Below are 23,654 nucleotides of genomic sequence, written 5' to 3' on the forward strand. Positions count from 1 at the left end.
TGTTCCGGGAAAAGAAAGAGGCCGCGAGACCGGCACCCAGGAGGACAGGGCAGCGCCGGCCTCGCGGCCTCTCGATCCCACCCGTCCCAGCAGGTCACGCGGGGGACGCGACCAGCCAGGGAAAGGGCGGGAGGTAGGGGTCAGGCAGCGAGCGGGGTACGGTCCTGCTCGGCGTCCAAGAGGTAGAGCAGGGTGTCGCGGTGCATCGCGGCGATCGGCTCGAGCAGGTCGGGGTGGCGCAGCAGCGCGGCGGCCTCGCGGTCGCGGGCGTCGGGCTGCAGCAGCCGGCGGAACTCGGTCGGCAGGCCGCCGGGGCGGCGGGCGTGCGGGCGCGGGCGCGGGTCGGAGACCGGCATCGCGGCGATCACCGAGTCGACGCCGCGGCGGGCCAGCATCGGGTCGGCGAGCAGGCAGGCGGCCCAGCTGACGACGACCTCGTCGACCCAGGTGCGCCAGCCCTCGCCGTCGGCGAACTCGTCCTCGGGCTCGCTGCCGGCCTTCCAGTCGAGCAGCGCGGAACCGCCGGGACCGGCGATCGCGACCAGCGCGGCGTCGACCTCGGTCGGGTAGCGCAGCCAGGCGGCGACCGTCACGGCCTGCCGGGCCTGCAGCTCGGCGAGGGTGTGCGCGACCGTGTTGGAGTCACCGCCGGGGTAGGCGCGCGCCAGCCAGTGGGTGCTGGCGGCGATCACCGGCGACAAAGCGGTAGACGGTCCGGCCACGGCGAGAACTCCTCCCTCAGGCGCCAGCCGGGTCCGGTTGGCGTCAGGGGTATAGCTCGGGAACTCCGGCGCCGTCTTGAGTAAGGTCACTCGATGGCAACGCACGGCAACCGAGACACTCCCCGGGTGGCGGCGGTCGCCTCCGGGATCGCCGAGTTGCTTCCCGACCCGGCCCGTCCGCAGGGCTGGACGCTGCTCATCGACGGCGTGCCGCAGTCCTACGTCGATCTCGCCGATCCGCAGCACCTGGCGTTCAGTTACGTCCGGCAGATCGCCCGGGCGGTGCGCGCTCACGGCGTACCGGAACGGGTGTTGCATCTGGGTGGGGGCGCGCTGACCGTGCCGCGCCTGCTGGCCCGGTGGTGGCCGGGCGTCGCGCAGAAGGTGGTGGAGCTGGATCCGCAGCTGGTCGCGCTGGTGCTGCGCGAGCTGCCGCCGGCGCAGCCGGTGGAGATCCAGGTGGGCGACGCGCGCGAGGCGCTGGAGACCGAGGAGCCGCATCGGTACGACGTGATCGTGACAGACGTCTTCGCCGGCGCCGCGATGCCCGGCTCGATCGCGTCGGCCGGCTTCGCGGCGGCGGCCCGGCGAGCGTTACGCCCGGACGGGCTCCTGGTGATGAATCTGACGGATGTGCCGCCGCTGGCGTCCACCCGGATCCAGGCGGCGACCGCCCGGTCGGTGTTCGCGGACGTGGCGCTGCTGGCCGACAGCGGGGTGTTGCGGGGCCGCCGGGCGGGCAATGTGGTGCTGCTCGCCGGCGCTGTTCCGGAGGTTCGGCCGCTACGGGATGAGCGCCTGTTGCGTGGAGGTGAACTTGTCGTGTTTTCCGGCGGCGCGCGGCCGCGTCTGGATGGGTTCGCCTGAGTCCGCTCCGGTAGGTTGAAGCCGCAGCGGCGATCGGCCGGGTTTCATCTTTTCCACTCCGGGGAGTCTTAAGACGACGGCGGTGGTTTTTCCGGTCGCCGAGTCCTCCCGAGCCCCTCTGACTACGGTGGAGATCATGACCGGTCGCTTCCCCATCGAAGACGTGACGCCGGCTGTGTCCGGCGGCCGCTACCCCGCGAAGGCGGTGGTCGGCGAGCTAGTCCCGGTTTCGGCGGTGTCCTATCGCGAAGGTCACCACGCCCTCGGCGTGAACGTGGTATGGCGTGGGCCCGACGGCGAGAACAAGCCGTTCACCCGCATGACGCCCGGCGAGCCGGGCCTCGACCAGTGGCACGCCACGATCCGCCCGGACGCGGTCGGCCGCTGGACCTTCACCGTGGAGGCGTTCGACGATCCGTACCGGACGTGGCGCGACGCCGTGGTGAAGAAGATCGGCGCCGGGCAGGGCGCCGAGGACCTGGCGAACGATCTGGCCGAGGGCGCCGAGGTGCTCGACCTGGCCGCCAAGATCGTGCCGTCGGCCGACGAGGAGCGGGTGCGGGCTGCCGCCGCCGCGCTGCGCGACGAGCAGCGTTCGCTGTTCGCCCGGGTCACCCCGGGGCTGGAGCTGGAGGAGCTGCTCTGGCACAACCCGGTGCGGCAGCTGGTCACCACGACCCGCTCGTTCGCGCTCTGGGTGGACCGCAAGCGCGCGCTCTACTCGGCGTGGTACGAGTTCTTCCCGCGCTCCGAGGGCGCCGAGATCGGCCCGGACGCGACGCCGATCAAGCACGGCACCTTCCGGACCGCGGCGGAGCGCCTGCCGGCCGTGGCGGCGATGGGCTTCAACGTCGTCTACCTGCCGCCGATCCACCCGATCGGCAAGGTCAACCGGAAGGGCCGCAACAACACGCTGGTGGCCCGCCCGGAGGACGTCGGCTCGCCGTGGGCGATCGGTTCGGACGAGGGCGGCCACGACGCGATCCACCCGCAGCTGGGCACGCTCGAGGACTTCAAGGCGTTCCGGGAGCGGGCCGAGGAGCTCGGCATGGAGGTGGCGCTCGACCTGGCGCTGCAGGCCGCGCCGGACCACCCGTGGGTCAAGCAGTACCCGCAGTTCTTCACCACCCGGGCCGACGGCAGCATCGCGTACGCCGAGAACCCGCCCAAGAAGTACCAGGACATCTACCCGATCAACTGGGACAACGACTACCGCACGCTGCGCGACGAGGTGTACCGCGTCGTCATGCACTGGGTGAACGCCGGCGTGAAGATCTTCCGCGTCGACAACCCGCACACCAAGGCGGTCAACTTCTGGCAGTGGCTGATCCCCAAGGTGAAGGAGACCGACCCGGACGTGCTGTTCCTGGCCGAGGCGTTCACCCGGCCGGCCATGATGAACGGGCTCGGCAAGATCGGCTTCAGCCAGTCGTACACCTACTTCACGTGGCGTACCTCCGCGCCCGAGATGCGGGAGTACATGCAGCAGCTGCTCGTCTCGATCGACTGGATGCGGCCGAACTTCTGGCCGAACACGCCGGACATCCTGCACGAGTCGCTGCAGCACGGCGGCCCGGCGATGTTCAAGATCCGTGCGGTGCTGGCGTCGATGCTCACCCCGAGCTGGGGGATGTACTCCGGGTACGAGCTGTTCGAGCACGTGGCCCGGCCCGGCTCGGAGGAGTACATCGACAACGAGAAGTTCGAGCTGAAGCCGCGCGACTGGGCGGCCGCCGAGCGCACCGGCCGGTCGCTGGCGCCGTACCTGACCCGGCTGAACCGGATCCGCGACGAGAACCCGGCCCTGCACTGGCTGCGCAACCTGCGCTTCCACGAGATCGACAACGGCGCGCTGCTGTGCTTCTCGAAGCGGGATCCCGACACCGGCAACACCGTTCTGGTGATCTGCTCGTTCGACTCGGGCAACGTGCAGTGGGGCAACACCGCGCTCGACATGCCGGCGCTGGGACTGGACTGGCACGACCGGTTCCGGGTCGTCGACCAGATCACCGGGGTGGCGTACGAGTGGGGCCAGCACAACGCCGTCCGGATCGACCCGTACGTCGAGCCGGCGCACATCTTCGTGGTACAGGCGGGGTAGGGGGAACCAGATGGAGCTGAGCCAGCACGATCCGGCGGAGGGTAGCCACACCGAAGGCGGTGTGGTCGAGCACCCCAACTCCGAGGACTTCGGGCACGCCAGGGCACTGCCCGCAGACCGGACCTGGTTCCAGCGGGCAGTCTTCTACGAGGTCCTGGTCCGGGCGTTCTACGACTCCGGGTCGGACGGCGGCGGCGACCTCCGGGGCCTGATCGAGCGACTCGACTACCTGCAATGGCTCGGCGTCGACTGCCTCTGGCTGCCGCCGTTCTACGACTCGCCGCTGCGCGACGGTGGGTACGACATCCGCGACTTCTACAAGGTGCTGCCGGAGTTCGGCACGGTCGACGACTTCGTGGCGCTGCTCGACGCGGCGCACAAGCGCGGCATCCGGGTGATCACCGACCTGGTCATGAACCACACGTCGGACTCGCACCCGTGGTTCCAGGCGTCGCGGCACGACCCGGACGGGCCGTACGGCGACTTCTACGTGTGGAGCGACACCAGCGAGAAGTACAAGGACGCCCGGATCATCTTCGTCGACACCGAGGAGTCGAACTGGACGTTCGACCCGGTGCGCCGGCAGTTCTACTGGCACCGGTTCTTCTCCCACCAGCCGGATCTCAACTACGAGAACCCGGCCGTGCAGGAGGCCATGCTGGACGTCCTGCGGTTCTGGCTGGACCTGGGCATCGACGGGTTCCGGCTGGACGCGGTGCCGTACCTGTTCGAGCAGGAGGGCACCAACTGCGAGAACCTGCCGGCCACCCACGCGTTCCTGAAGCACTGCCGCAAGGTGATCGACGACGAGTTCCCCGGCCGGGTGCTGCTGGCCGAGGCGAACCAGTGGCCGGCCGACGTGGTGGAGTACTTCGGCGACGCGCGCAGCGGCGGCGACGAGTGCCACATGGCGTTCCACTTCCCGCTGATGCCGCGCATCTTCATGGCGGTGCGGCGCGAGTCCCGTTTCCCGATCTCGGAGATCCTGGCGCAGACCCCGTCCATCCCGGACAACTGCCAGTGGGGCATCTTCCTGCGGAACCACGACGAGCTGACGCTCGAGATGGTCACCGACGAAGAGCGCGACTACATGTACTCCGAGTACGCCAAGGACCCACGGATGAAGGCGAACGTCGGCATCCGCCGCCGGCTCGCCCCGCTGCTGGAGAACGACCGCAACCAGATCGAGCTGTTCACCGCGCTGCTGCTGTCGCTGCCCGGTTCGCCGGTGCTCTACTACGGCGACGAGATCGGCATGGGCGACAACATCTGGCTCGGTGACCGCGACGGTGTGCGTACCCCGATGCAGTGGACGCCGGACCGCAACGCCGGCTTCTCCACCGCGACTCCCGGCCGGCTCTACCTTCCGGTCAACCAGGACCCGGTGTACGGCTACCAGGCGGTGAACGTCGAGGCTCAGCGGGACAGCTCCACCTCCCTGCTGAACTGGACCCGGACCATGCTCGCGGTCCGCCGCCGGCACGAGGCCTTCGCCGTCGGCACGTTCCGCGAACTGGGCGGCTCGAACCCGTCGGTGCTGGCGTACCTGCGGGAGATCGGTGACGACGTGGTGCTCTGCGTCAACAACCTGTCCCGCTTCCCGCAGCCGATCGAGCTGAATCTTCAGCACTGGAACGGGTACACCCCGGTGGAGCTGACCGGACACGTCAACTTCCCGCGGATCGGCCAGTTGCCGTACCTTCTGACCCTTCCGGGACACGGCTTCTACTGGTTCCAGTTGTGCGGGTCGGAGGAGAAGCAATGACGCTGCCTTTCGCCGAGTGGTTACCGAAACAGCGCTGGTACGCGGGCCGCAGCCGGGTCCTCGCCTCCGTCAAGGAGGCGTCGGCGACGCCGCTCGGCGAGGACCTGGAGCTGGTGCTCGTCGACGTCGAGTACACCGACGGCAGCTCCGAGCGCTACCAGATCGTGGTCGGCTGGGGTTCCGGTCCGGTCGCCGAGTACAGCGCGGTGGCCACCATCGGCACCACCGAGGACGGCCGGGTCGGCTACGACGCGCTCTACGACGCGGAGGCGGCCCGTTACCTGCTCGGCCTGGTGGACCGGTCGGCCACGGTCGCCGACCTGACCTTCGAGAAGGAGCCGGACACGGTCCTGCCGCTGGAGGCGTGGCCGCGGGTCTTCGACGCCGAGCAGAGCAACACCAGCGTGATCTTCGACGAGGACGCGATCCTCAAGCTGTTCCGGCGGGTCACCTGCGGCATCAACCCGGACATCGAGCTCAACCGGGTGCTCGGCCGGGCCGGCAACCCGCACGTGGCGCGGCTGCTCGGCTCGTTCCAGGCCGCCGACGGCGCCGGGCCCTGCTCGCTCGGCATGGTCACCGAGTACGCGGCGAACTCGGCCGAGGGCTGGGCCATGGCCACCGCCTCGGCCCGCGATCTGTTCGCCGACGCGGAGATGCGGGCCGACGAGGTGGGCGGCGACTTCCAGGGCGAGTCGTACCGGCTCGGTGAGGCGGTCGCCTCGGTGCACCTCACCCTCGCCGAGGAACTCGGCAGCGGGCCCGCGCCGTTCCCGCTCGACGCTGTCCTCGCCCGGCTGCGCACCAACGCCAACGCGGTGCCCGAGCTGCAGCAGTACGTCCCGGCGATCACCGAGCGGTTCTCCGAGCTCACCGGCGAAGAGGTCACCATCCAGCGCATCCACGGCGACCTGCACCTCGGTCAGGTGCTGCGCACGCCGGAGGCCTGGCTGCTGATCGACTTCGAGGGCGAGCCCGGCCAGCCGCTCGACGAGCGCCGCCTGCCGGACTCGCCGCTGCGCGACGTGGCCGGGGTGCTGCGCTCCTACGAGTACGCCGCATACCAACTGCTGGTGGATCAGGACGAGGACGAGCACCTGGCCGCCCGGGCCCGGGAGTGGGTGGACCGCAACCGGACCGCCTTCTGCGACGGGTACGCGAACGTGACCGGGGTCGACCCGCGGTCGCGGGGTGCGCTGCTGGCGGCGTACGAACTGGACAAGGCGGTGTACGAGGCCGCGTACGAATCCCGGCACCGTCCCGGCTGGCTGCGGATCCCCCTGCGGTCCATCGCCCGGCTCGTCGATAACACCCCCGGAGGATCTGAACAACCATGATCGGGCACAGCAGCTCTCGACTGGCCGCCGACAAGCGGGCCATGAACAGCGTGATCGCCGGGGACACCCACGATCCGCACGCCATCCTCGGCGCGCACCCGCACGGCGGGCACACCGTCATCCGTACGCTGCGCAAGGGCGCCGAGGCCGTCGCGGTGCTGCACGAGGGGGAACGCTACGAGGCGACCCGGGTGCACGACGACGGGATCTTCGCGGCCGAGCTGCCCGGCACGGTCCTCGACTACCGCCTCGACGTGGACGGGACGCAGTGCGACGACCCGTACCGGCATCTGCCCACCCTCGGCGAGCTGGACCTGCACCTGATCGGTGAGGGCCGGCACGAGAAGCTGTGGAAGGTGCTCGGCGCGCAGCCGCGCGGCACCGGTGTGGGCTTCGCGGTGTGGGCGCCGGCCGCCCAGGGTGTGCAGGTGGTCGGCGACTTCTCCGGCTGGGGCCCGTACGACGGGTGGCCGATGCGCTCGCTCGGCTCCAGCGGCGTCTGGGAGCTGTACGTGCCGAACGCGCACCTCGGCAGCAAGTACAAGTTCAAGATCCTCGGCCGGGACGGGGTGTGGCGCGAGCACGCCGACCCGCTGGCCCAGCACACCGAGGTGCCGCCGGCCACCGCGTCGGTCGTCTACCAGTCGTCGTACCAGTGGCACGACGAGGACTGGATGCGCGAGCGCTCCCGCAAGGCGTGGCACCAGGAGCCGATCAGCTGTTACGAGGTGCACCTCGGCTCGTGGCGGCCCGGCCTGACCTACCTGGAGCTGGCCGACCAGCTCGTCGAGTACGTCCAGGAGACCGGCTTCACCCACGTCGAGCTGATGCCGGTGATGGAGCACCCGTTCGGCGGCTCCTGGGGTTACCAGGTCACCGGTTACTTCGCCCCGACGTCCCGCTTCGGCAACCCGGACGAGTTCCGCCACCTGGTCGACAAGCTGCACCAGGCCGGCATCGGCGTGATCCTGGACTGGGTGCCCGCCCACTTCCCGAAGGACGAGTGGGCCCTGGCCCGGTTCGACGGCACCCCGCTGTACGAGCACGGTGACTGGCGGCGCGGCGAGCACCCGGACTGGGGCACGTACGTCTTCGACTACGGCCGCAAGGAGGTCCGCAACTTCCTGGTGGCCAACGCGCTCTACTGGTGCGAGGAGTTCCACGCCGACGGCCTGCGCGTCGACGCGGTGGCCTCGATGCTCTACCTCGACTACTCCCGCAAGGACGGCGAGTGGACGCCCAACCAGTACGGCGGCCGGGAGAACCTGGACGCGATCAGCTTCCTGCAGGAGATGAACGCGACCGTCTACAAGAACCACCCCGGCGTCATGACGATCGCCGAGGAGTCCACCGCCTGGCCCGGCGTCACCCGCCCCACCCACCTGGGCGGCCTCGGCTTCGGCTTCAAATGGAACATGGGCTGGATGAACGACACCTTGAACTACATGGTCAAGGAGCCGATCTACCGCCAGTGGCACCACCACCAGATGACCTTCGCCACCGTGTACGCGTGGAGCGAGAACTACATCCTGCCGATCAGCCACGACGAGGTGGTGCACGGCAAGGGCTCGCTGACCGGCAAGATGCCCGGCGACCTGTGGCAGAAACTGGCGAACACCCGGGCGCTGCTCGGCTTCATGTGGGCGTTCACCGGCAAGCAGCTGCTCTTCATGGGCGCCGAGATGGGCGACGAGTTCGAGTGGAACGAGGGCGGCGGCCTGCACTGGCACCTGCTCGACGACCCGCAGCACGCCGGTGTGAAGAAGCTGGTCAGCGACCTGAACCGGGTCTACCGGGAAAGCCCGGCGCTGTGGACGCAGGACACCTCGCCGTCCGGGTTCCGCTGGATCACCAGCGAGGACTCGCAGCACAACACGTTCTCGTTCGTCCGCTTCACGCCGAACGGCGACACCGTGGCCTGCATCGTCAACTTCGCCGCCGTCCCGCACGAGGGCTACCGCATCGGCCTGCCCCGCGCCGGGCGCTGGACCGAGGTCATCAACACCGACAGCGAGCTGTACGGCGGCTCGGGCGTCGGCAACCTCGGCGAGGTCGAGGCGGAGCACATGCCCTGGCACGGATTCGACGCCTCGGCAGCCCTGCGGGTCCCCCCGCTCGGCGCCGTCTGGCTGAAGTACGAGGGCTGAGACTCTCCGGGGGACGGGTCGCGGCCCGTCCCCCGCTCAGTCACGCAGCCACTCGCCGGCGAGCAGGCCGTAGATCAGGTCGTCGGTCCACTCACCCTTGATGAAGGTCTGCTGCCGCAGGAAACCCTCCCGGACGAAGCCGAGCCGCTCGAACAGGGCCGCCGACGGCCCGTTCCGGGCGTCGCACTCCCCCGTCACCTTGTGCAGCCCCTGCAGGCGGAACAAGCGGTCCAGCACGGCACTCACGGCCTCGGTCGCATAACCCCGTCTCTGGTACGCCGGAGCCAGCGTGAAACCGATCTCGGCCTGCTTCAGGTTGTCGTGCAGTCGCACGTACACATCCCCGATCAGGGCCGGCTCGGCGGCGAGCTCGATCGCGTACTGGAAATGGCCCGCCTGATCGGGTGACCCGGCGGCGAAGTTGCGGACCGCCAGCTCCGCCCTCTCCAGCGGGAACGGCGCGTCCCACGACTGGTACCGGGCCACCTCCGGATCCGACCGGTAGGCGGCCAGGACGGCAGCGTCGGACGCCCGGAACCGCCGCAGGACCAGCCGCTCCGTCGCGATCAGCACGCGCCGTCAGGCTTCGACGACGTCGGCGACGATCACCGTGACGTTGTCGGGGGCGCCGTTGTCGAGGGTGCGCTGGACCAGCTGGGCCGCGCAGGTCTTGCGGTCCTCCACCTCGCTCAGGGTCTGCGCGATCACCGCGTCCTCGACGTAGTCGGAGAGGCCGTCGCTGCACAACAGGTACCGATCGCCGGCCCGGGCCGGGATCATCCGGCCGGCCGGGCGGAACGGGCCGCCCTGCACCGCCTGGGTGACCAGGGCGCGCTGCGGGTGGCGGCGGGCGTCGTCCGGGGTGAGCACGCCCTGGTCGACCAGCGCCTGCACATAGGTGTCGTCGCGGGTGAGCTGGGTGAACTCGCCGTCGCGCAGCAGGTAGCAGCGGGAGTCGCCGACGTTCAGGGCGGCCAGGCGGTCACCGGAGAGCAGCAGGGCGGTCACCGTCGTACCCATGCCGTCGCGCGCGTCGTCGTCGGCGACAGCCGCCTCGATCCGCTGGTTGGCCGTCTGCAGCGCGTTGATCAGATCCTGCAGGGGCTCGCCGGTGTCCGGCGTGGTGTCGACCGCGCTGAGCGTCTGCACCAGGATGTCGCTCGCCAGCTCTCCGGCGGGGAGCCCGCCCATGCCGTCCGCCACCACGAACAGTCGATTTCCGACGAAGACCGCGTCTTCGTTGTTGGACCGGACCAGGCCCTGATCAGTGGCGGCGACCGCCCGGACAGCAAGCGTCATGTGACAAGAGTGCCAAAGGGCCGCGAGGAAGTCTTTAGTAACCCCCATACCTGGCTCGTGACCTGCGCGTGCTCTGCGTGTTTTGGGAGGGTCGCGACCGAAAAGCGCCAGGTGTTGCTGCGGGGCGGCGCGACAAGCCCCGGCCGACTCGGTAACAATCGTCGTCGTGACGACAGCGATCCATCAACGCATTGCCACGGAGCTCGGCGTACGGGAAGGGCAGGTGACCGCCGCGGTCGAGCTGCTCGACGGCGGGGCCACCGTGCCGTTCATCGCCCGCTACCGCAAGGAGGTGACCGGCACCCTGGACGACGCCCAGCTGCGCACCCTCGAGGAGCGGCTGGGCTATCTGCGGGAGCTGGAGGACCGGCGGGCCGCGGTGCTGGAGTCGATCCGCTCCCAGGGCAAGCTGGACGACGCGCTCGAGCAGCAGATCCTCGACGCCGACACGAAGGCCCGGCTGGAGGACATCTACCTGCCGTTCAAGCCGAAGCGGCGGACCAAGGCGCAGATCGCCCGGGAGGCGGGTCTGGAGCCGCTGGCCGACGGCCTGCTCAACGACCCCTCGGTCGACCCCCGGGCAGCCGCTGAGGCGTTCGTGGACGCCGACAAGGGGGTGGCCGACGGGCAGGCCGCACTGGACGGCGCCCGGGCCATCCTGATCGAGCGGTTCGCCGAGGACGCCGACCTGATCGGTGACCTGCGTGAGCAGATGTGGACGCGCGGCCGGCTGGTCGCCAAGGTGCGCGACGGCAAGCAGACCGACGGCGCCAAGTTCTCCGACTACTTCGACTTCGCCGAGCCGTACGCGAAACTCCCCTCCCACCGCATCCTGGCCATGCTGCGCGGCGAGAAGGAGGAGGTCCTCGAGCTCACCATGGAGCCGCACCCCGAGGAGGACGAGGGGTACTTCGAGGGCCGCATCGCCGGGCGCAACGGCATCAGCAACCAGGGCCGGCCGGGTGACAAGTGGCTGGTCGACACGGTGCGCTGGGCGTGGCGGACCCGGATCCTGATCCACCTCGGCGCGGACCTGCGGGTCCGGCTGCGCGAGGCGGCCGAGGACGAGGCGGTCCGCGTGTTCGCCGCCAACCTGCGCGACCTGCTGCTGGCCGCGCCGGCCGGCACCCGCACCACGATGGGCCTGGACCCGGGCTTCCGGACCGGCGTGAAGGTGGCCGTGGTCGACGCGACCGGCAAGGTGGTCGCGACCGACACGATCTACCCGCACGTGCCGCAGAACAAGTGGGACGAGTCGATCCACCGGCTGGCCGCGCTCTGCTCGAAGCACCACGTCGACCTGATCGCGATCGGCAACGGCACCGCCTCGCGGGAGACCGACAAGCTGGCCGCCGAGCTGATCAAGCGGCACCCGGAGGCCAAGCTGACCAAGGCGGTGGTCTCCGAGGCCGGCGCGTCGGTCTACTCGGCCTCGGCGTACGCATCGCAGGAACTGCCCGGCATGGACGTCTCGCTGCGCGGCGCGGTCTCGATCGCCCGCCGCCTGCAGGACCCGCTCGCCGAGCTCGTGAAGATCGACCCGAAGTCGATCGGCGTCGGCCAGTACCAGCACGACATCTCCGAGGTGAAGCTGGCCCGCTCGCTGGACGCCGTGGTCGAGGACTGCGTGAACGGCGTCGGCGTGGACATCAACACCGCCTCCGCGCCGCTGCTCACCCGGGTCTCCGGGATCACCGCCGGCCTGGCCGAGAACATCGTGCTGCACCGCGACCAGAACGGCCCGTTCAAGAACCGCAAAGAGATCAAGAACGTGGCCCGGCTGGGCCCGAAGGCGTTCGAGCAGTGCGCCGGCTTCCTGCGGATCCGGGACGGCGAGGACCCGCTCGACTTCTCCAGCGTGCACCCGGAGTCGTACCCGCTGGTCCGCACCATCGCGGCGGACGCCGGCGCCGACGTGCGGACGCTGATCGGCAACAGCCCGCTGCTCAAGGGCATCCGGCCGGACAAGTTCGTGACCGACACGGTCGGCCTGCCGACCATCACGGACATCCTCAAGGAGCTGGAGAAGCCGGGCCGCGACCCGCGCCCGGCGTTCACCACCGCCACCTTCGCCGAGGGCGTCGAGAAGATCGCCGACCTCAAGCCGGGCATGGTCCTGGAGGGCCAGGTGACGAACGTGGCCGCGTTCGGCGCGTTCGTCGACATCGGCGTGCACCAGGACGGTCTGGTGCACGTGTCGGCGCTGTCCGACAAGTTCGTGCAGGACCCGCGCGAGGTGGTCAAGTCCGGTGACGTGGTGAAGGTCCGCGTCCTGGAGGTGGACCCGGTCCGCAAGCGGATCTCGCTGACCATGCGCCTGTCGGACGAGCCGAACAAGGGCCGGCCGCCGCGCGAGGACCGCGGCGGGGACCGGGGCGGGCGCGGCGGCGGCCAGGGAGGCGGCCAGCAGCGCCAGGGCGGCGGGCAGCAGCGCCAGGGCGGGCAGCGCCAGCCCCGGCAGCAGGGCGGCGGCCAGCGGGGCTCTCAGGGCGGCGGATTCGGCAACAGCGCGATGGCCGACGCGCTGCGCCGGGCGGGCCTGACCCGCGACTGACCGGCATCAGCAGAAAAGGCCCGGGCGAGCGCGCCCGGGCCTTTCTCACATGTACCAGACCCGCAGGTCGGTGAAGGCCACCTCGTAGCGGCCCTTCTGCGGTGAGTCACGCTCGGTGTGGATCCCGAGCAGCAGCTTGCCGGCCTGCAGCTCCGGCACGGTCAGCGCCGCCTCGTCGACCACGACGCCGTCCCGGGACACCTCCAGCCGGTCCCCCGAGACGGCCAGGTCGATCCGGGTGGGCTCGCCCAGCACGATCGGGTCGTCGCCCAGCGGCATCGTGCGCAGCACCGGGATCGCGCCGCCGCCGGAGCGGTGCTCGCCCAGGTAGATGTTGCGCTCGCAGACCCGCAGCTGATAGCCGTGGTAGCCGTCGTTGCGGAACCAGATGGTCGCGCAGCTGTTCGGTGCGAGCAGGCGGACGGTGACCTCGGCACGCAGGTTCGCCGGGATCACGTCCTGCGGGCCCTTGCACTTGTACGGGTCGGCGTTCGCCCGTTTGACCACCAGCCCGTTGTCGAACTCGCAGCTGGCTTCCCCGCTGTCCAGCGCGCTCGCCTTCCAGCGCGACTCGCTGATCAGCGCGTCGGCCATGTTCGGCCGGACGCTGGGCGCGGGCTCCGCGGACTGCGTCGGCTCGGCGTTCGGCGGCGACGCGTCGCTGTCGGCGGGCGGGCGCAGCGAGAGGGCCAGCATGACGGCGCCGGCCACCACCGCGAGGATCAGGAAGGCGACCGCGGCGGGCAGCACCCACCGGCGGGCCGGCTCCGGCGGTGGCGGCGGCGGGAGCGGCAGGCCCGGGGCGGGCGAGATCGGCACCGTGACGATCGAATTCTCGTCGTAGCCGATCAGTCCCGGCGGGATGGCCAGGGTCGGCACCACAGTCGTGCCGTCGGCCGGGGACGTGTAGCCGGTCACCGCCTGCGCCTCGGTCGCCGCCGCCCGCAGATCGGGCTGGTCGGCGAAGGCCGCGGCGGTCGCCGCCGGCCGCTCGTTGCCGGAGATCAGCAGGTCGAGCAGCTCACGGGAGCTGGGCCGGTTGGCCGGGTCCTTCTCCAGGGCGTGCGCGACCAGGTCGCGCAGCGGGCCGCTCAGGCCGTCCAGCCGGGGCGGCTGGGTGAGGATGCGGGCCGCGGTGGCCGGCGGCGAGTCGGCCCAGAACGGGGTGCTGCCGGTCCCCGCGTACGCCACCACGCTGCCCCAGGCGAACACGTCGGCGGCCGGGGTGACCGGGGTGTCCGGGTCGGAGCTGAAACGTTCCGGCGCCATGTACGCCACCGTGCCGACCATCTGATCGGTACGCGTGTTCGCGCTGGTCGCCTCCATGGCACGGGCGATCCCGAAGTCGATCACCTTGGGGCTGCCCGGCGCCAGCAGCACGTTGCGCGGCTTCAGGTCGCGGTGGATCACGCCGGCGCCGTGGATCGCGGTCAGCGCGGTGGCCACCCCGATCGCCACCCCGTGCAGGTTCGCCTTGGTCAGCGGCCCGCGCTGCTCGACCACCTCGGCCAGGGTGGGACCGTCGACGTACTCGACAACCAGGTACGGCGACTCGTGGTCGGGGTCGGCGTCGAGCACCTCGGCCGTGCAGAACGGAGGCACCTGGCGGGCCCGGTTCACCTCACTGCGGAAGCGCCGCCGGAACTCGTCGTCGTGGGCCAGGTCGGCGCGCACCATCTTGACCGCGACGAACACCCCGTTGGCCGCGCGGGCCAGGTAGACGGTGCCCATGCCGCCCTCACCGAGGCGCCCCACCAGTTCGTAGACGCCGAGGGCGCGCGGGTCACGCGCGCGCAGTGGCTGCGTACGCTCCCCCGGCAATGTGCCATCGACCATTTTCGTGCTCCCCCGGACCGCCCCCTCGGCCGGCCTCACTCTTCACCGCATGGCACTGTATCGGGCGTTGTCTCTGCCCGAACAGACCCCGCGCGAGTTGCTCATGATCACCGGCGGAGCCCCGAATGGTAACCAGAACCGGTCCGCCGGGAACAGGTGCCCTCCCGGTCATCCCCGAGGTCGATCTCCGGGTCCGGATCCGGGCGTCGCCCGATGCCGGCGAGGGGCGCCCGGCCGCACTGTTGAGTCATCGGTTCCACACCGCTACTCGACGGAAGTGAGAAAGCCATGAACGCCGTGCACGACTCGATGGCCCGCCAGGGCCTGGTCCGCCCGCAGGACGGCCGGATGTTGGCCGGTGTCTGCGCAGGCCTGGGCCGCCGTTTCGGGGTCGACCCGTGGAGCGCCCGCCTGCTGTTCGTCCTGATCCTGCTGGTGGTCCCGGGCAGCCAGATCCTGATCTACCCGCTGCTCTGGCTGCTGATGCCCGCCGAGAAGCCGGCCTGGTCGACGCCGGCCACGCCGCCGAGCACCCCGACCACCTTCTGACCTTCCTCCCCCGGCCGGCGCCGGCGGCCCCCGCCCCGGGGACGCCGGCGCCGGTTTGTTCGGCGCCCGCCGCGAAGCTGCCGTCACCAGCCCTGCGAACCAGCCGTGATGATCGGCCGCGCGTCGGCGTTGTCACGCGCCGATCGGGCTGCGGTTGAAGCGAGACCCGCTAGGTGAGCCCGGCGCCCGCGCCGGCCGCCGTGCCCCGGCACCCGGGTCGCGTGGAACGGCGGAACGGCGACGACTGCGGCGGGACGGCGTAGCCCGTACCCCGAAGGAGCCGGAACCGAACCGCGGACCTCGACCCGGGAAGCTCCTCAGGCGGTCAGCTCGCGCACCTTCTCGGTGAGCTGCAGGTCGTCCAGGTAGCCCTTGTGCACGATCTTCCCGGCCGGGTCGATCATGACGTACCAGCTCTGCTGGGCGATGCCGAACCGCTGCCAGATCTTGCCGGCCGGGTCGTTCAGCGTCGTCACGGCCTGCAGCTCGAAGTCGCTGACGAACTCCTTCATCGCCTTCTCGGTGCCCATCCCGGCGATGCCCACGATGCCCAGCTTGTCGCGGTACTCCTCGTGCACGTCGCCGATCGACTGGGCCTCGCTGGCGCAGGTGGCGCACCAGGGCGCCCAGAACCAGAGCAGGGCCGGCTTGCCGGCCAGGGAGGCCGCGTCGAACGCGGCCCCCTCCAGCGTGGTCCCGGTGAACTTGAGCGACTTCGGCGTCACCGCCGGTTTGGCCGGCGCCGCCTCTGAAGCCGGAGCTGCTTCTGAGGCTGGCGCCGCTTCAAAAGCCGGAGCCTGCGCCGGCGCCGCCTTGGTGCAGCCTGTCAGGGCGAGCCCGGCCGCCAGCAGGACCGCACGTCTTCTCATCCGTCGCTCACTTCGCCGGGGTCGGTTCGGTCAGGCGCAGGGCCAGCGCCGGGCAGACGTTGACCGCCTTGCGGGCGCCGTCCTCCAGCCACGGCGGCAGCGGCGTCTGCGGGAACGCCGGGAAGCCGTTGTGGTCCAGCCGGATGATCTCCGGGGCCACCGCCGAGCAGAGCCCGTGCCCGTCGCACCGCGACCAGTCCAGGGCCAGCTTCCGGGCGCCCTTCTCGGCCGTGTACGGCAGCGGCAGGATGCCCCGCACCTGCTTGCCGCAGCCCTCGCCGTTGGCGTGCGCGGCGACGTCGGCGTGGAAGACCTCCAGCGCGGAGAGCGCGAACCGGGACGTGCCGTCCGGATGGCTGCACGCGCCGCGGCCCTTGACCAGGCCGGCCGCCTGCCGCACGTTCTCCAGGGCGCTGCCGCCCAGCGACACCAGGGTCACCGCGCGGGCCAGGTCGGGCAGGCCGATCCGGCACGGGCCGCACTGGCCGGCCGACTCGCCGGCCAGGTACTGCACGACCTGGGCGACCTCGCCGAGCGGGCAGGTCTTGGAGCCGATCGGGATCAGCATGCCGGCGCCGAGCGTGCCGCCGACCTTGGCGAACCCCTTACGGGAGATGGTGATGCTCTGCGCGGCCTCGGCGCTGACCCACTTGCCGTGGTAGCCGCCGACCAGCAGACCGGGACCGAGGTCGGCCCCGCACATCTCCAGGACCTCCATGAGCGGGGTGCCGGTCGGCGCCTCCACCACCGCGGGGGCGGTGGCCGAGCCGCCGATGGTCAGCATGACCGTGCCCGGCTCCTCCGGGATGCCGACCGCGTTGTACTCCCACGGCCCGAGCCGGGCCGCGATCGCCAGCTGCGAGAACGTCTCGGCGTTGGACAGCAGGGTGGGCAGGCCCATCACGCCGTTGTCGCTGGAGCGGACCTTGCGGCCGGGCGGGATGTGCGCCTCGCCGTTGATGCCGCGGACCAGCGCGCCGCCCTCACCGGAGATGAACCGGTGCGGGACCGTGACGATCCGGGTCGGGCAGGGCATCTTCCGCTCGGCCAGGGCCGCGGTGATCGAGCTCTGGCCGACGCCGTCGTCGGCGATGCCGATGACGATCTCCTCGGCGTCCAGGGCGGCGGCGGCCAGGGCCGCGCCGTCCAGGATCAGGTGCGGGCCGCGGGTCAGGACCGCCTTGTCCTTCCAGGACGGCGGCTCACCCTCGGTGGCGTTGACCACGATCACCGGGGGCAGTTCCTGCCGGCGGCAGGAGTCGATGACCGCGCGCACCTTGCGGGCGAACGGGAAACCGGCGCCGCCGCGGCCGCGCAGCTCGATCCGGTCGGCCAGGCCGACCAGCTCGCCCGAGGAGAGCGCGGCGAACCCGCCGTGCACCTCCTGGTGGGCGATCAGGTCGAGGCGGCCGTACTCGTCGAAGCCGGCGGTGATGCGTGGCGTACCGATCGCGGTGACCGGGGGGACCTGTGCGGTGCTCAACGTGCGTCACCACGCAGCTGCGAGAAGTACGCGTCGTCCTCGTCGCCGCCGCCGCGGCGGTTGCGCCGGGCGCGGGGCTCGTCCTCCGGCGGGGCCGCACGCCGGGAACGGCGCGGGGCGGCCTCCACCAGGGTCGGGCTGTCGTCGTAGCCGGGCTCGCCGCCCCACTGGTCGGCGGAGAGGTCGACGAACTGGCTGCGGCTGCTGTGCCGGCCGTCGGCGCGGCGGGGCGCTTCCTCCTCGGCGTACGGCTCCTCGTACCGGGCGCCACGCTGGCGGGGCACCTCGTCGTACTCGTCGCGGCGGCCGCGGGGGGCGTCGTCGAACTCCGGCTCGCGGCGGCGGGCCCGCGGGGGCGGCTCGTCGTCGGCGTACCGGCGCATCCGGGTGCCGGTGGACTCCAGGTCGTCCCGGCGCATGCGGGTGCCGGTCGACTCCAGGTCGTCGCGGCGCATCCGCGTGCCGGTCGACTCCGGGTCATCGCGGCGCATGCGGGTGCCGGTGGACTCCAGGTCGTCCCGGCGCATGCGGGTGCCGGTCGACTCCAGGTCGTCCCGGCGCATCCGCGTGCCCGTGGACTCCAGGTCGTCCCGGCGCATCCGCGTGCCGGTGTCACGCGGCGACGGCTCGTCGTCGTCGAAACGGCGTCCGCGGCGCGGTCCGGCGTCGTAGATCTCCTGCGAGCGGCTGCCCCGGCTGCGCGGGGCCGGCTCCTCCTCGTACCGGTAACGCTCCTCCTCGATGTCCCGGCGCGAGATGGCCCGGGTGGAGGTGTCGTAGCGGTCGTCGTCCTCGGCGGCGCGGCGCGGCCGCGGCGCGGGGGCCTCCAGCTCGGGCTGGCGCCGGCCGCGCGCCGGCGGGTAGTCCTCCTCCACCGGGGCCTGCACCGGCGGGCGGGGCGCCGGGCTGACCGGACGGGCCGGCGGCGCCGCCGGGACCCAGGTGTCCGCGGCCGGTCCGGCCGGGGCGAGCAGGTCCACCGCGGGCTCGCCACGACGGCCGGGACGGCGGGGCGCCGGCGTCGCGGTCGGCACGAGCTTCCCGACCGGCTTGATGGCGGCGGTGCCGGTGCCGGCCGAGGACGAGAAGTCCTTGCGGCGGTTCAGGCTCACCGACAACCGTACGAGCAGGCCGACCACGACACCGAGCACGCAGATGACGTAGCTGACCGTCACCCAGGTGGCGGCCGGGCGGCCCGCCGCGAGCCCGTGCACCAGGGCGATCGGCCACACCAGGTAGGAGATGGCGTGAATGCTGCGCCACATCCACGGCTTGCCGCGGCCGATGAACTTCGAGCGGGCGATGCCGGTCCACATGACCAGCACCATCACCCAGCCGGCGATGGTGCCGAGACCGACGTACACCCGGTTGAAGCCGGGCATCATGAACGGGACGACGATGTCGATGAAGCGGATGTGCTCCTCGGCGTACTTCGTCCAGACGTGCACGAACAGCGCGGAGACCGCGATCAGGCCGGTGGTCCGGTGGCCGGACTGCAGCAGCACGCGCTGACGGATGCTCAACACCAGCCGGTCGGTCGCCACCAGGCCGACCATGATGGTGACCGAGAGCGACACGAGGCTGATCACGCCCATGTAGAACTCGGCGTAGGCGAAGAAGTAGTAGTACCCGACACGGCCGGGTGTGGTCATCATCGCCACCGCCCAGATGGCGGCCAGGACGCTGATGACGAGCAGTGTCACCGCGGATTTGGACGCCGGGCGCGTACCGGTGGATTCGACGTCGACAGCCACCCGCGGGGCGGCGGCTCGCTGGTTGTTCTTCGACCGGGCCATTGACTCCTCGTTCCTTGGTGCGGTCACGTCCCGTGGGCGGTGGGACGCCGGTGTCCGTGGGGAACACCCCGCGCTCAAGCTCTGTGCCGGACCCGTTCCGTGGCCGTGCTATCCCCTGCCTGGCCCCGGTCCGTGTCCTTCCCGGATTACGTGGCGGGCGGGGCTTCGGATGAACACCGTCGAAACTTTTTGCGTAGCCGTACAGCTACTTTCTGCACATGGCCGCTGACCTGCGACAACAGCGGAGGGTGTGCATCGCTAAGGAAGATTTAATCTGCGCGGAGGAGTGATGCAGCGCACCCGGTGAACCATTCTCGCCCCGCAGGCGAACTAAGTAGTGCAGGCGAATCGACATTCGCGCCTGGGGAGAGGGGGGATCGCCATGCGCGGGGTCACCGCACTGACCGGAGCACTGCTCGCGGGCGCCGCAGTGAGTACGGCCTGGCAAGCACCGGCGTTCGCCGACCAGCCGGGGTTCAGCGTCGCCGTGGACGCGCCGGACGAGTTCACCGCTGCCGGGCAGGCGAAGACGATCACCGCGGTGGTCACCTCCCAGAACCGGCAGTGCCGCAAGGTCCGCTGGGCGCTGCTCGTGCACTCCGGCATCGATCCCGGCCAGCTCAAGGTGACCCGGGTGGAGGAGGAACGCGAGTTCCGGGTGCAGACCCGGACCGAGGGCGACACCACCCAGTTCGTCGACGAGGCGCTCGACCCGGGGGTGTTGTGCCGTGGGCGTACCGTGACCGGGCGCTGGCAGGTCGAGTTCGACGGGCCGGCCGGCGGCGCGGTGCAGTTCGAGGCGCAGGCGTTCGACGTACGCGACCGGCTGCTCAGCACCGGCGGCGCGGCGGCCGAGGTCGAGGGCGACGAGGAGGCGCAGCCCGTGCCGTCCGAGGAGGCCACCGCCGAGCCGCCGGCCGCGGGCGCCGAGGCCGGCCCGCCCGCTGACACTCCGGCCGCTCCGGAGGCGGAGCAGGCCGGGGACACCGCGCTCGCCTCGCAGGAGTCCTCGCTGCTCGGGCCCGGGTTGATCGTCGGTGGGGTCTTCGTCTTCCTCGGCGTACTTCTCCTGGCGCGCCTGCGCGCGCGGGCCAGGGAGGCCCGGCGCCGCGCCCAGGCCCTCCCGACCGGCTTCTACACGATGCCCGGAGCGCCCCGGTAACTCCGCATCCTCCGGGTGATTTCCCGACTCGACGGTCCTCCCCGGCACGGCCGGCCTTTACCGTGAAGGCCGCGTCACTGTCCACAGGGGGAGGACTCCGTGACCAGATCGTCGATTCCCGCCGGGCTGGGCGCTCTCGCGCTCGTCGCGGTAGCGGTCCCGGCCGGCGTCTCGTTCGCCGGCACCGAGCGGCCCGCGGCCGAGTCCCGGCCGGCGACCACGCAGGCCGACAGCGCCGCCGCTGAGACGCCGAAGGTGCCGCCGGCCCTGGCGCCGCCGCCCGGTCACGTCGTCCACGCGGTGCTCAAGGCCCGCGGCGTCCAGGTCTACGGGTGCCAGAGCGGCGCGTGGGCCCTGATCGAGCCGGCCGCCTCGCTGACCGGGGTCACCGTGCGGCCGGTGAAGCGGACGACCGCGCTGCACTTCCGTGGTCCCAGCTGGCAGTCGGATCAGGACGGCTCGCTGGTGGAGGGCAACCGGGAGGGCGTGCTGCAGGTCCCGTCCGACAATCCGGACAGCATCCCGCAGCTGCGGATCGCCGCGAAGACCACGCGCGGTGACGGGGTGTTCGGCAAGGTCACCTACATCCAGCGGCTGGACACGGTCGGCGGGGTCGCGCCCCGGAAGGCCTGCACGGGCTCGGCCACCACCGCGGTTCCGTACCGGGCGGTCTACCGGTTCTTCGTGGCCAAGGGCTGAATCCGCGCCCGGGCGGCCTCGACCAGCCCCTCCGGGTCGTCGGCGTGGAAGCGGATCACCCGGACCGGCTCGCCGCCCGTCTTGCGCACCGGGACCACCCGCGGGGCGGTCAGGTGGACGTCGATGCTGGTCTGGCTCGCCATGCCGAGCGACAGCACGCCGTCCTCCACCTGGGTCTGGCCGCCGGGCGGCATCGAGCGGCGGCGCACCTCGATCGACGCGATCTCGTCCCAGGTCAGCGGCAGGTCGAGGGTGATGCTGTTGCGGATCCGCAGGCCGGCCGGGCCGACCAGGTGCGGGTAGACCCGCATGGTCGCGAGCAGGCCGAACATCCAGATCAGGCCGTAGACGCCGATGGCGAGCAGGGCGATCCGTACGCCGTCCCACGGGATCATCAGGTGCAGGATGGGGATCTCGAGGGCGGAGACGCCGATGAAGACGCCGAGGATCATCTTGACCGCTCCGACGTACTCGTACCGGGTGGTGCCCGGTTCCACCGGGATCGGCCGGCGCAGCACCCAGCGGAACAGCGCCGCCCAGAGCCGCAGCTCGTAGACCACCACGAAACGGAAGAGACCCCACACCTTCGCCATGCCGGCAACGGTAGGTCACGATGCACTCGTATTGCAACAACCGGCCGGCGCCACAGGGGCGCCGGCCGGTTGCCGGAGATCAGCTGATCAGAGCGCCGGGTAGGCGTTCGCCATCAGCTGCGCGAACTGCGCGGAGAACCAGGCGCCCGAGATCGGGGCGTCGGGCAGCGCGCCGGACAGGCTGTTGCCGTTACGGGCGTTACCGGTGTAGGCCGGGTCGCACATCTGGTCGAAGCCCTTGCCCTCGTTGTTCGGGATGAGCTTGCTGGAGCCGTCCGACTCACCCGGCGGCTTGACCCAGACGTAGGCGTCGATCCCGGACTCCGGGGCAGCCTTCGGACGCTCGCCGAGGCCGGCACCGGACTGGTTGCACCAGTTGCCGGCGTGGATCCGGCGGTCGATGCGGGAGGCGTTGACGTAGGTGTTCACGTCGGTCGAGGTGCTCGCCGCGGTGGGCCGGGCCGAGCCGCCCCAGCCGTTGCGGGAGGTGTCGATCAGCATGCCGATGCCGGAGTCGAAGCCGATCGAGACCAGCTTGTTCCGGAACGCCTGGGCGAAGGTCAGCTCATCGGTGTACTGGTTCCAGTCGATCCACTTGGACTGGCGGATGTTCTGGCCACCGACCGTGGTGGTCGGCTGGATGAACGGCTCCTTCAGCGCCGAGTAGTTGGCGGTGTTGGTGATGAAGCCGTGCACGTTACGGACGTTGCCGGAGGCACGGGCGGCCTCGAGCATGATGTCCGCGGTCGGGCCGAAGTTCGAGTCCCAGCCGATCCAGCCGTGGTGGGCGGCGTCCACGTAGTTGTAGACGTTGCCGAGCGCGCCCAGCTTCTGCAGCGCGTAGCCGATGCCCTGGACGTAGCCGCCGTTCGCCTTCATCGTGTCGCAGGTCGCCGTGGCGCCGGCCTGACCGGCCACGTTGGTGACCAGGTTCGGCAGCGAGTCGATCTCGACGATGTTGATGATCCGCAGGCTGGCGTACTTCGCGTCGCTCTGGATCGCGGCGATCGGGTCGATGTAGTCGGTCTTGTACTTCGGCAGGTCGTTCACGCCGAGCTCACCGTTGGAGGCGAGCGCCGCGCAGTCCCGGCCGGGCAGGTTGTAGATGACGAACTGGATGTAACCGGCGCCCTGCTCGAGAGCCTCGTCCAGGTGGTCACGCACGCCCATCGACCCGTTCGAGCTGCTGCCCGTGGTGCCGTTGATGGCGGCGATCCGGTCGATCCAGACCGCGGTCGGGTTGTTCGAGACCCGGCTGCCGCCGGAGACCGACTCGGCCTTGGCCTTCCACTCCGGGTTCACGTAGCCCTTGGCCCCGGCGTACGGGTTGTCGACCTTCACGCCCGGGTTCGGGTTCGACGGCGCCGGGGAGCTCGGCGCCGGGGAGCTCGGCGCGGGCGAGCTGGGTGCCGGCGAGCTGGGCGCGGGGGAACTGGGCGCCGGGGAGCTCGGGACAGTGCCGGTGCAGGCCGTGCCGTTCAGCGAGAACGTCGTGGGCGCGGTGTTCGTACCCGAGTAGTTGCCGTTGAAGCCGAAGTTCGCCGTGCCGTTGGTGGCCAGCGAGGCCGCCCACGACGGGTTGGTGGCGGTGACGTTCTGCCCGGACTGGGTGATCGACGCGCTCCAGCCCTGGGTGATCGTCTGGTTGCCGGGCCACGACCAGGTCAGGTTCCAGCCGCCGCTGATCGGGTCGCCGAGGTTGGTGACGGTGATGTTGCCGGTGAAGCCGGTGTTCCACTGGTTCACCGTGTAGTTGACGCGACATCCGGCCGCGGCACTCGCGCTGTTGGCCATGGCGACAGCACCGCCGCCGGCCACGACGCTCACAGCGGCAGCTGCCGCGAGAGCGCGCGCACGGGTGGGGATGGGTCTCAT

Annotated in this window: 18 protein-coding genes; 9 read left to right on the top strand and 9 right to left on the bottom strand. The window is 71.1% G+C overall.

Features of this window, described 5'->3' with window-relative positions; translation table 11 throughout:
• Positions 1-140 precede the first annotated feature (140 nt).
• On the bottom strand, positions 141-722 hold the full coding sequence (locus OHA21_RS23410; RefSeq protein ID WP_328477006.1) for a hypothetical protein: 582 nt from the start codon (positions 720-722) through the stop codon (positions 141-143).
• A 93-nt stretch (positions 723-815) separates the two neighbouring features.
• Between OHA21_RS23410 and OHA21_RS23415 the strand changes: the two genes are divergently transcribed.
• The 5 genes from OHA21_RS23415 to glgB all read left to right on the top strand — a co-directional run bounded on the left by OHA21_RS23415 (position 816) and on the right by glgB (position 8,939).
• Positions 816-1,589: a spermidine synthase gene (locus OHA21_RS23415; protein ID WP_328477008.1), complete on the top strand. Its 774-nt coding sequence runs from the start codon at positions 816-818 to the stop codon at positions 1,587-1,589.
• Positions 1,590-1,725: 136 nt separating this feature from the next.
• Positions 1,726-3,690, top strand: coding sequence for an alpha-1,4-glucan--maltose-1-phosphate maltosyltransferase (locus OHA21_RS23420; RefSeq protein WP_328477010.1), 1,965 nt, complete (start codon positions 1,726-1,728; stop codon positions 3,688-3,690).
• Positions 3,691-3,700: 10 nt separating this feature from the next.
• Complete coding sequence (gene treS, locus OHA21_RS23425; RefSeq protein ID WP_328477012.1) at positions 3,701-5,455, top strand: maltose alpha-D-glucosyltransferase; 1,755 nt, start codon at positions 3,701-3,703, stop codon at positions 5,453-5,455.
• Complete coding sequence (locus OHA21_RS23430; protein WP_328477014.1) at positions 5,452-6,792, top strand: maltokinase N-terminal cap-like domain-containing protein; 1,341 nt, start codon at positions 5,452-5,454, stop codon at positions 6,790-6,792. The genes treS and OHA21_RS23430 overlap by 4 nt, the downstream gene beginning before the upstream one ends.
• Positions 6,789-8,939, top strand: coding sequence for a 1,4-alpha-glucan branching protein GlgB (gene glgB / locus OHA21_RS23435; protein WP_328477016.1), 2,151 nt, complete (start codon positions 6,789-6,791; stop codon positions 8,937-8,939). Before OHA21_RS23430 ends, glgB begins: the two co-directional genes overlap by 4 nt.
• A gap of 36 nt (positions 8,940-8,975) precedes the next feature.
• Here the strand turns inward: glgB and OHA21_RS23440 are convergent, their stop codons facing one another.
• Together OHA21_RS23440 and OHA21_RS23445 are read right to left on the bottom strand one after the other, a co-directional pair.
• A complete protein-coding gene (locus tag OHA21_RS23440; protein WP_328477018.1) occupies positions 8,976-9,512 on the bottom strand; it encodes a GNAT family N-acetyltransferase in 537 nt (178 codons plus the stop codon).
• Positions 9,513-9,518: 6 nt separating this feature from the next.
• Positions 9,519-10,238: a PP2C family protein-serine/threonine phosphatase gene (locus OHA21_RS23445; RefSeq protein ID WP_328477020.1), complete on the bottom strand. Its 720-nt coding sequence runs from the start codon at positions 10,236-10,238 to the stop codon at positions 9,519-9,521.
• A 166-nt stretch (positions 10,239-10,404) separates the two neighbouring features.
• Between OHA21_RS23445 and OHA21_RS23450 the strand changes: the two genes are divergently transcribed.
• A complete protein-coding gene (locus tag OHA21_RS23450) occupies positions 10,405-12,792 on the top strand; it encodes a Tex family protein (RefSeq protein ID WP_328477022.1) in 2,388 nt (795 codons plus the stop codon).
• A 45-nt stretch (positions 12,793-12,837) separates the two neighbouring features.
• On the opposite strand, the gene OHA21_RS23455 is transcribed toward OHA21_RS23450, so the two are convergent.
• Positions 12,838-14,628, bottom strand: a complete 1,791-nt coding sequence (locus tag OHA21_RS23455) for a serine/threonine-protein kinase (RefSeq protein ID WP_328477024.1) — start codon at positions 14,626-14,628, stop codon at positions 12,838-12,840.
• A gap of 288 nt (positions 14,629-14,916) precedes the next feature.
• Here OHA21_RS23455 and OHA21_RS23460 point away from each other — a divergent pair, with 288 nt between their 5' ends.
• Complete coding sequence (locus OHA21_RS23460) at positions 14,917-15,177, top strand: PspC domain-containing protein (RefSeq protein ID WP_328477026.1); 261 nt, start codon at positions 14,917-14,919, stop codon at positions 15,175-15,177.
• A 317-nt stretch (positions 15,178-15,494) separates the two neighbouring features.
• Here the strand turns inward: OHA21_RS23460 and OHA21_RS23465 are convergent, their stop codons facing one another.
• Genes OHA21_RS23465 through OHA21_RS23475 form a run of 3 tightly spaced genes read right to left on the bottom strand, consistent with a single transcriptional unit; the run spans position 15,495 to position 19,325 of the window.
• Entirely contained in the window at positions 15,495-16,046 is a 552-nt protein-coding gene (locus tag OHA21_RS23465) for a redoxin family protein (protein ID WP_328477028.1), read from the bottom strand.
• 7 nt (positions 16,047-16,053) lie between these two features.
• Positions 16,054-17,529 (bottom strand): NADH-ubiquinone oxidoreductase-F iron-sulfur binding region domain-containing protein, encoded by a 1,476-nt coding sequence (locus OHA21_RS23470; RefSeq protein WP_328477030.1) that lies wholly within the window; start codon positions 17,527-17,529, stop codon positions 16,054-16,056.
• Complete coding sequence (locus OHA21_RS23475) at positions 17,526-19,325, bottom strand: translation initiation factor III (RefSeq protein ID WP_328477032.1); 1,800 nt, start codon at positions 19,323-19,325, stop codon at positions 17,526-17,528. The genes OHA21_RS23470 and OHA21_RS23475 overlap by 4 nt, the downstream gene beginning before the upstream one ends.
• A gap of 382 nt (positions 19,326-19,707) precedes the next feature.
• Here OHA21_RS23475 and OHA21_RS23480 point away from each other — a divergent pair, with 382 nt between their 5' ends.
• Together OHA21_RS23480 and OHA21_RS23485 are read left to right on the top strand one after the other, a co-directional pair.
• On the top strand, positions 19,708-20,487 hold the full coding sequence (locus OHA21_RS23480; RefSeq protein ID WP_328477034.1) for a hypothetical protein: 780 nt from the start codon (positions 19,708-19,710) through the stop codon (positions 20,485-20,487).
• A 99-nt stretch (positions 20,488-20,586) separates the two neighbouring features.
• Entirely contained in the window at positions 20,587-21,186 is a 600-nt protein-coding gene (locus OHA21_RS23485; RefSeq protein ID WP_328477036.1) for a DUF3455 domain-containing protein, read from the top strand.
• On the opposite strand, the gene OHA21_RS23490 is transcribed toward OHA21_RS23485, so the two are convergent.
• Positions 21,159-21,779: a hypothetical protein gene (locus OHA21_RS23490; protein WP_328477038.1), complete on the bottom strand. Its 621-nt coding sequence runs from the start codon at positions 21,777-21,779 to the stop codon at positions 21,159-21,161. The two genes, OHA21_RS23485 and OHA21_RS23490, sit on opposite strands and share 28 nt — an antisense overlap.
• Before the next feature lie 87 nt (positions 21,780-21,866).
• On the bottom strand, positions 21,867-23,654 hold the full coding sequence (locus OHA21_RS23495) for a glycoside hydrolase family 6 protein (RefSeq protein ID WP_328477040.1): 1,788 nt from the start codon (positions 23,652-23,654) through the stop codon (positions 21,867-21,869).

Origin of the sequence: Actinoplanes sp. NBC_00393 (assembly GCF_036053395.1) — a bacterium.
Taxonomy (GTDB): domain Bacteria; phylum Actinomycetota; class Actinomycetes; order Mycobacteriales; family Micromonosporaceae; genus Actinoplanes.

Bases quoted from the DNA above. Each gene is read 5' to 3' on its own strand.
- OHA21_RS23460 (WP_328477026.1), top strand. From the start codon at position 14,917: ATGAACGCCGTGCACGACTCGATGGCCCGCCAGGGCCTGGTCCGCCCG.
- OHA21_RS23430 (WP_328477014.1), top strand. From the start codon at position 5,452: ATGACGCTGCCTTTCGCCGAGTGGTTACCGAAACAGCGCTGGTACGCG.
- treS (WP_328477012.1), top strand. From the start codon at position 3,701: ATGGAGCTGAGCCAGCACGATCCGGCGGAGGGTAGCCACACCGAAGGC.
- OHA21_RS23445 (WP_328477020.1), bottom strand. From the start codon at position 10,238: ATGACGCTTGCTGTCCGGGCGGTCGCCGCCACTGATCAGGGCCTGGTC.
- OHA21_RS23495 (WP_328477040.1), bottom strand. From the start codon at position 23,654: ATGAGACCCATCCCCACCCGTGCGCGCGCTCTCGCGGCAGCTGCCGCT.
- OHA21_RS23455 (WP_328477024.1), bottom strand. From the start codon at position 14,628: ATGGTCGATGGCACATTGCCGGGGGAGCGTACGCAGCCACTGCGCGCG.
- glgB (WP_328477016.1), top strand. From the start codon at position 6,789: ATGATCGGGCACAGCAGCTCTCGACTGGCCGCCGACAAGCGGGCCATG.
- OHA21_RS23420 (WP_328477010.1), top strand. From the start codon at position 1,726: ATGACCGGTCGCTTCCCCATCGAAGACGTGACGCCGGCTGTGTCCGGC.
- OHA21_RS23490 (WP_328477038.1), bottom strand. From the start codon at position 21,779: ATGGCGAAGGTGTGGGGTCTCTTCCGTTTCGTGGTGGTCTACGAGCTG.
- OHA21_RS23480 (WP_328477034.1), top strand. From the start codon at position 19,708: ATGCGCGGGGTCACCGCACTGACCGGAGCACTGCTCGCGGGCGCCGCA.
- OHA21_RS23415 (WP_328477008.1), top strand. From the start codon at position 816: ATGGCAACGCACGGCAACCGAGACACTCCCCGGGTGGCGGCGGTCGCC.
- OHA21_RS23475 (WP_328477032.1), bottom strand. From the start codon at position 19,325: ATGGCCCGGTCGAAGAACAACCAGCGAGCCGCCGCCCCGCGGGTGGCT.
- OHA21_RS23465 (WP_328477028.1), bottom strand. From the start codon at position 16,046: ATGAGAAGACGTGCGGTCCTGCTGGCGGCCGGGCTCGCCCTGACAGGC.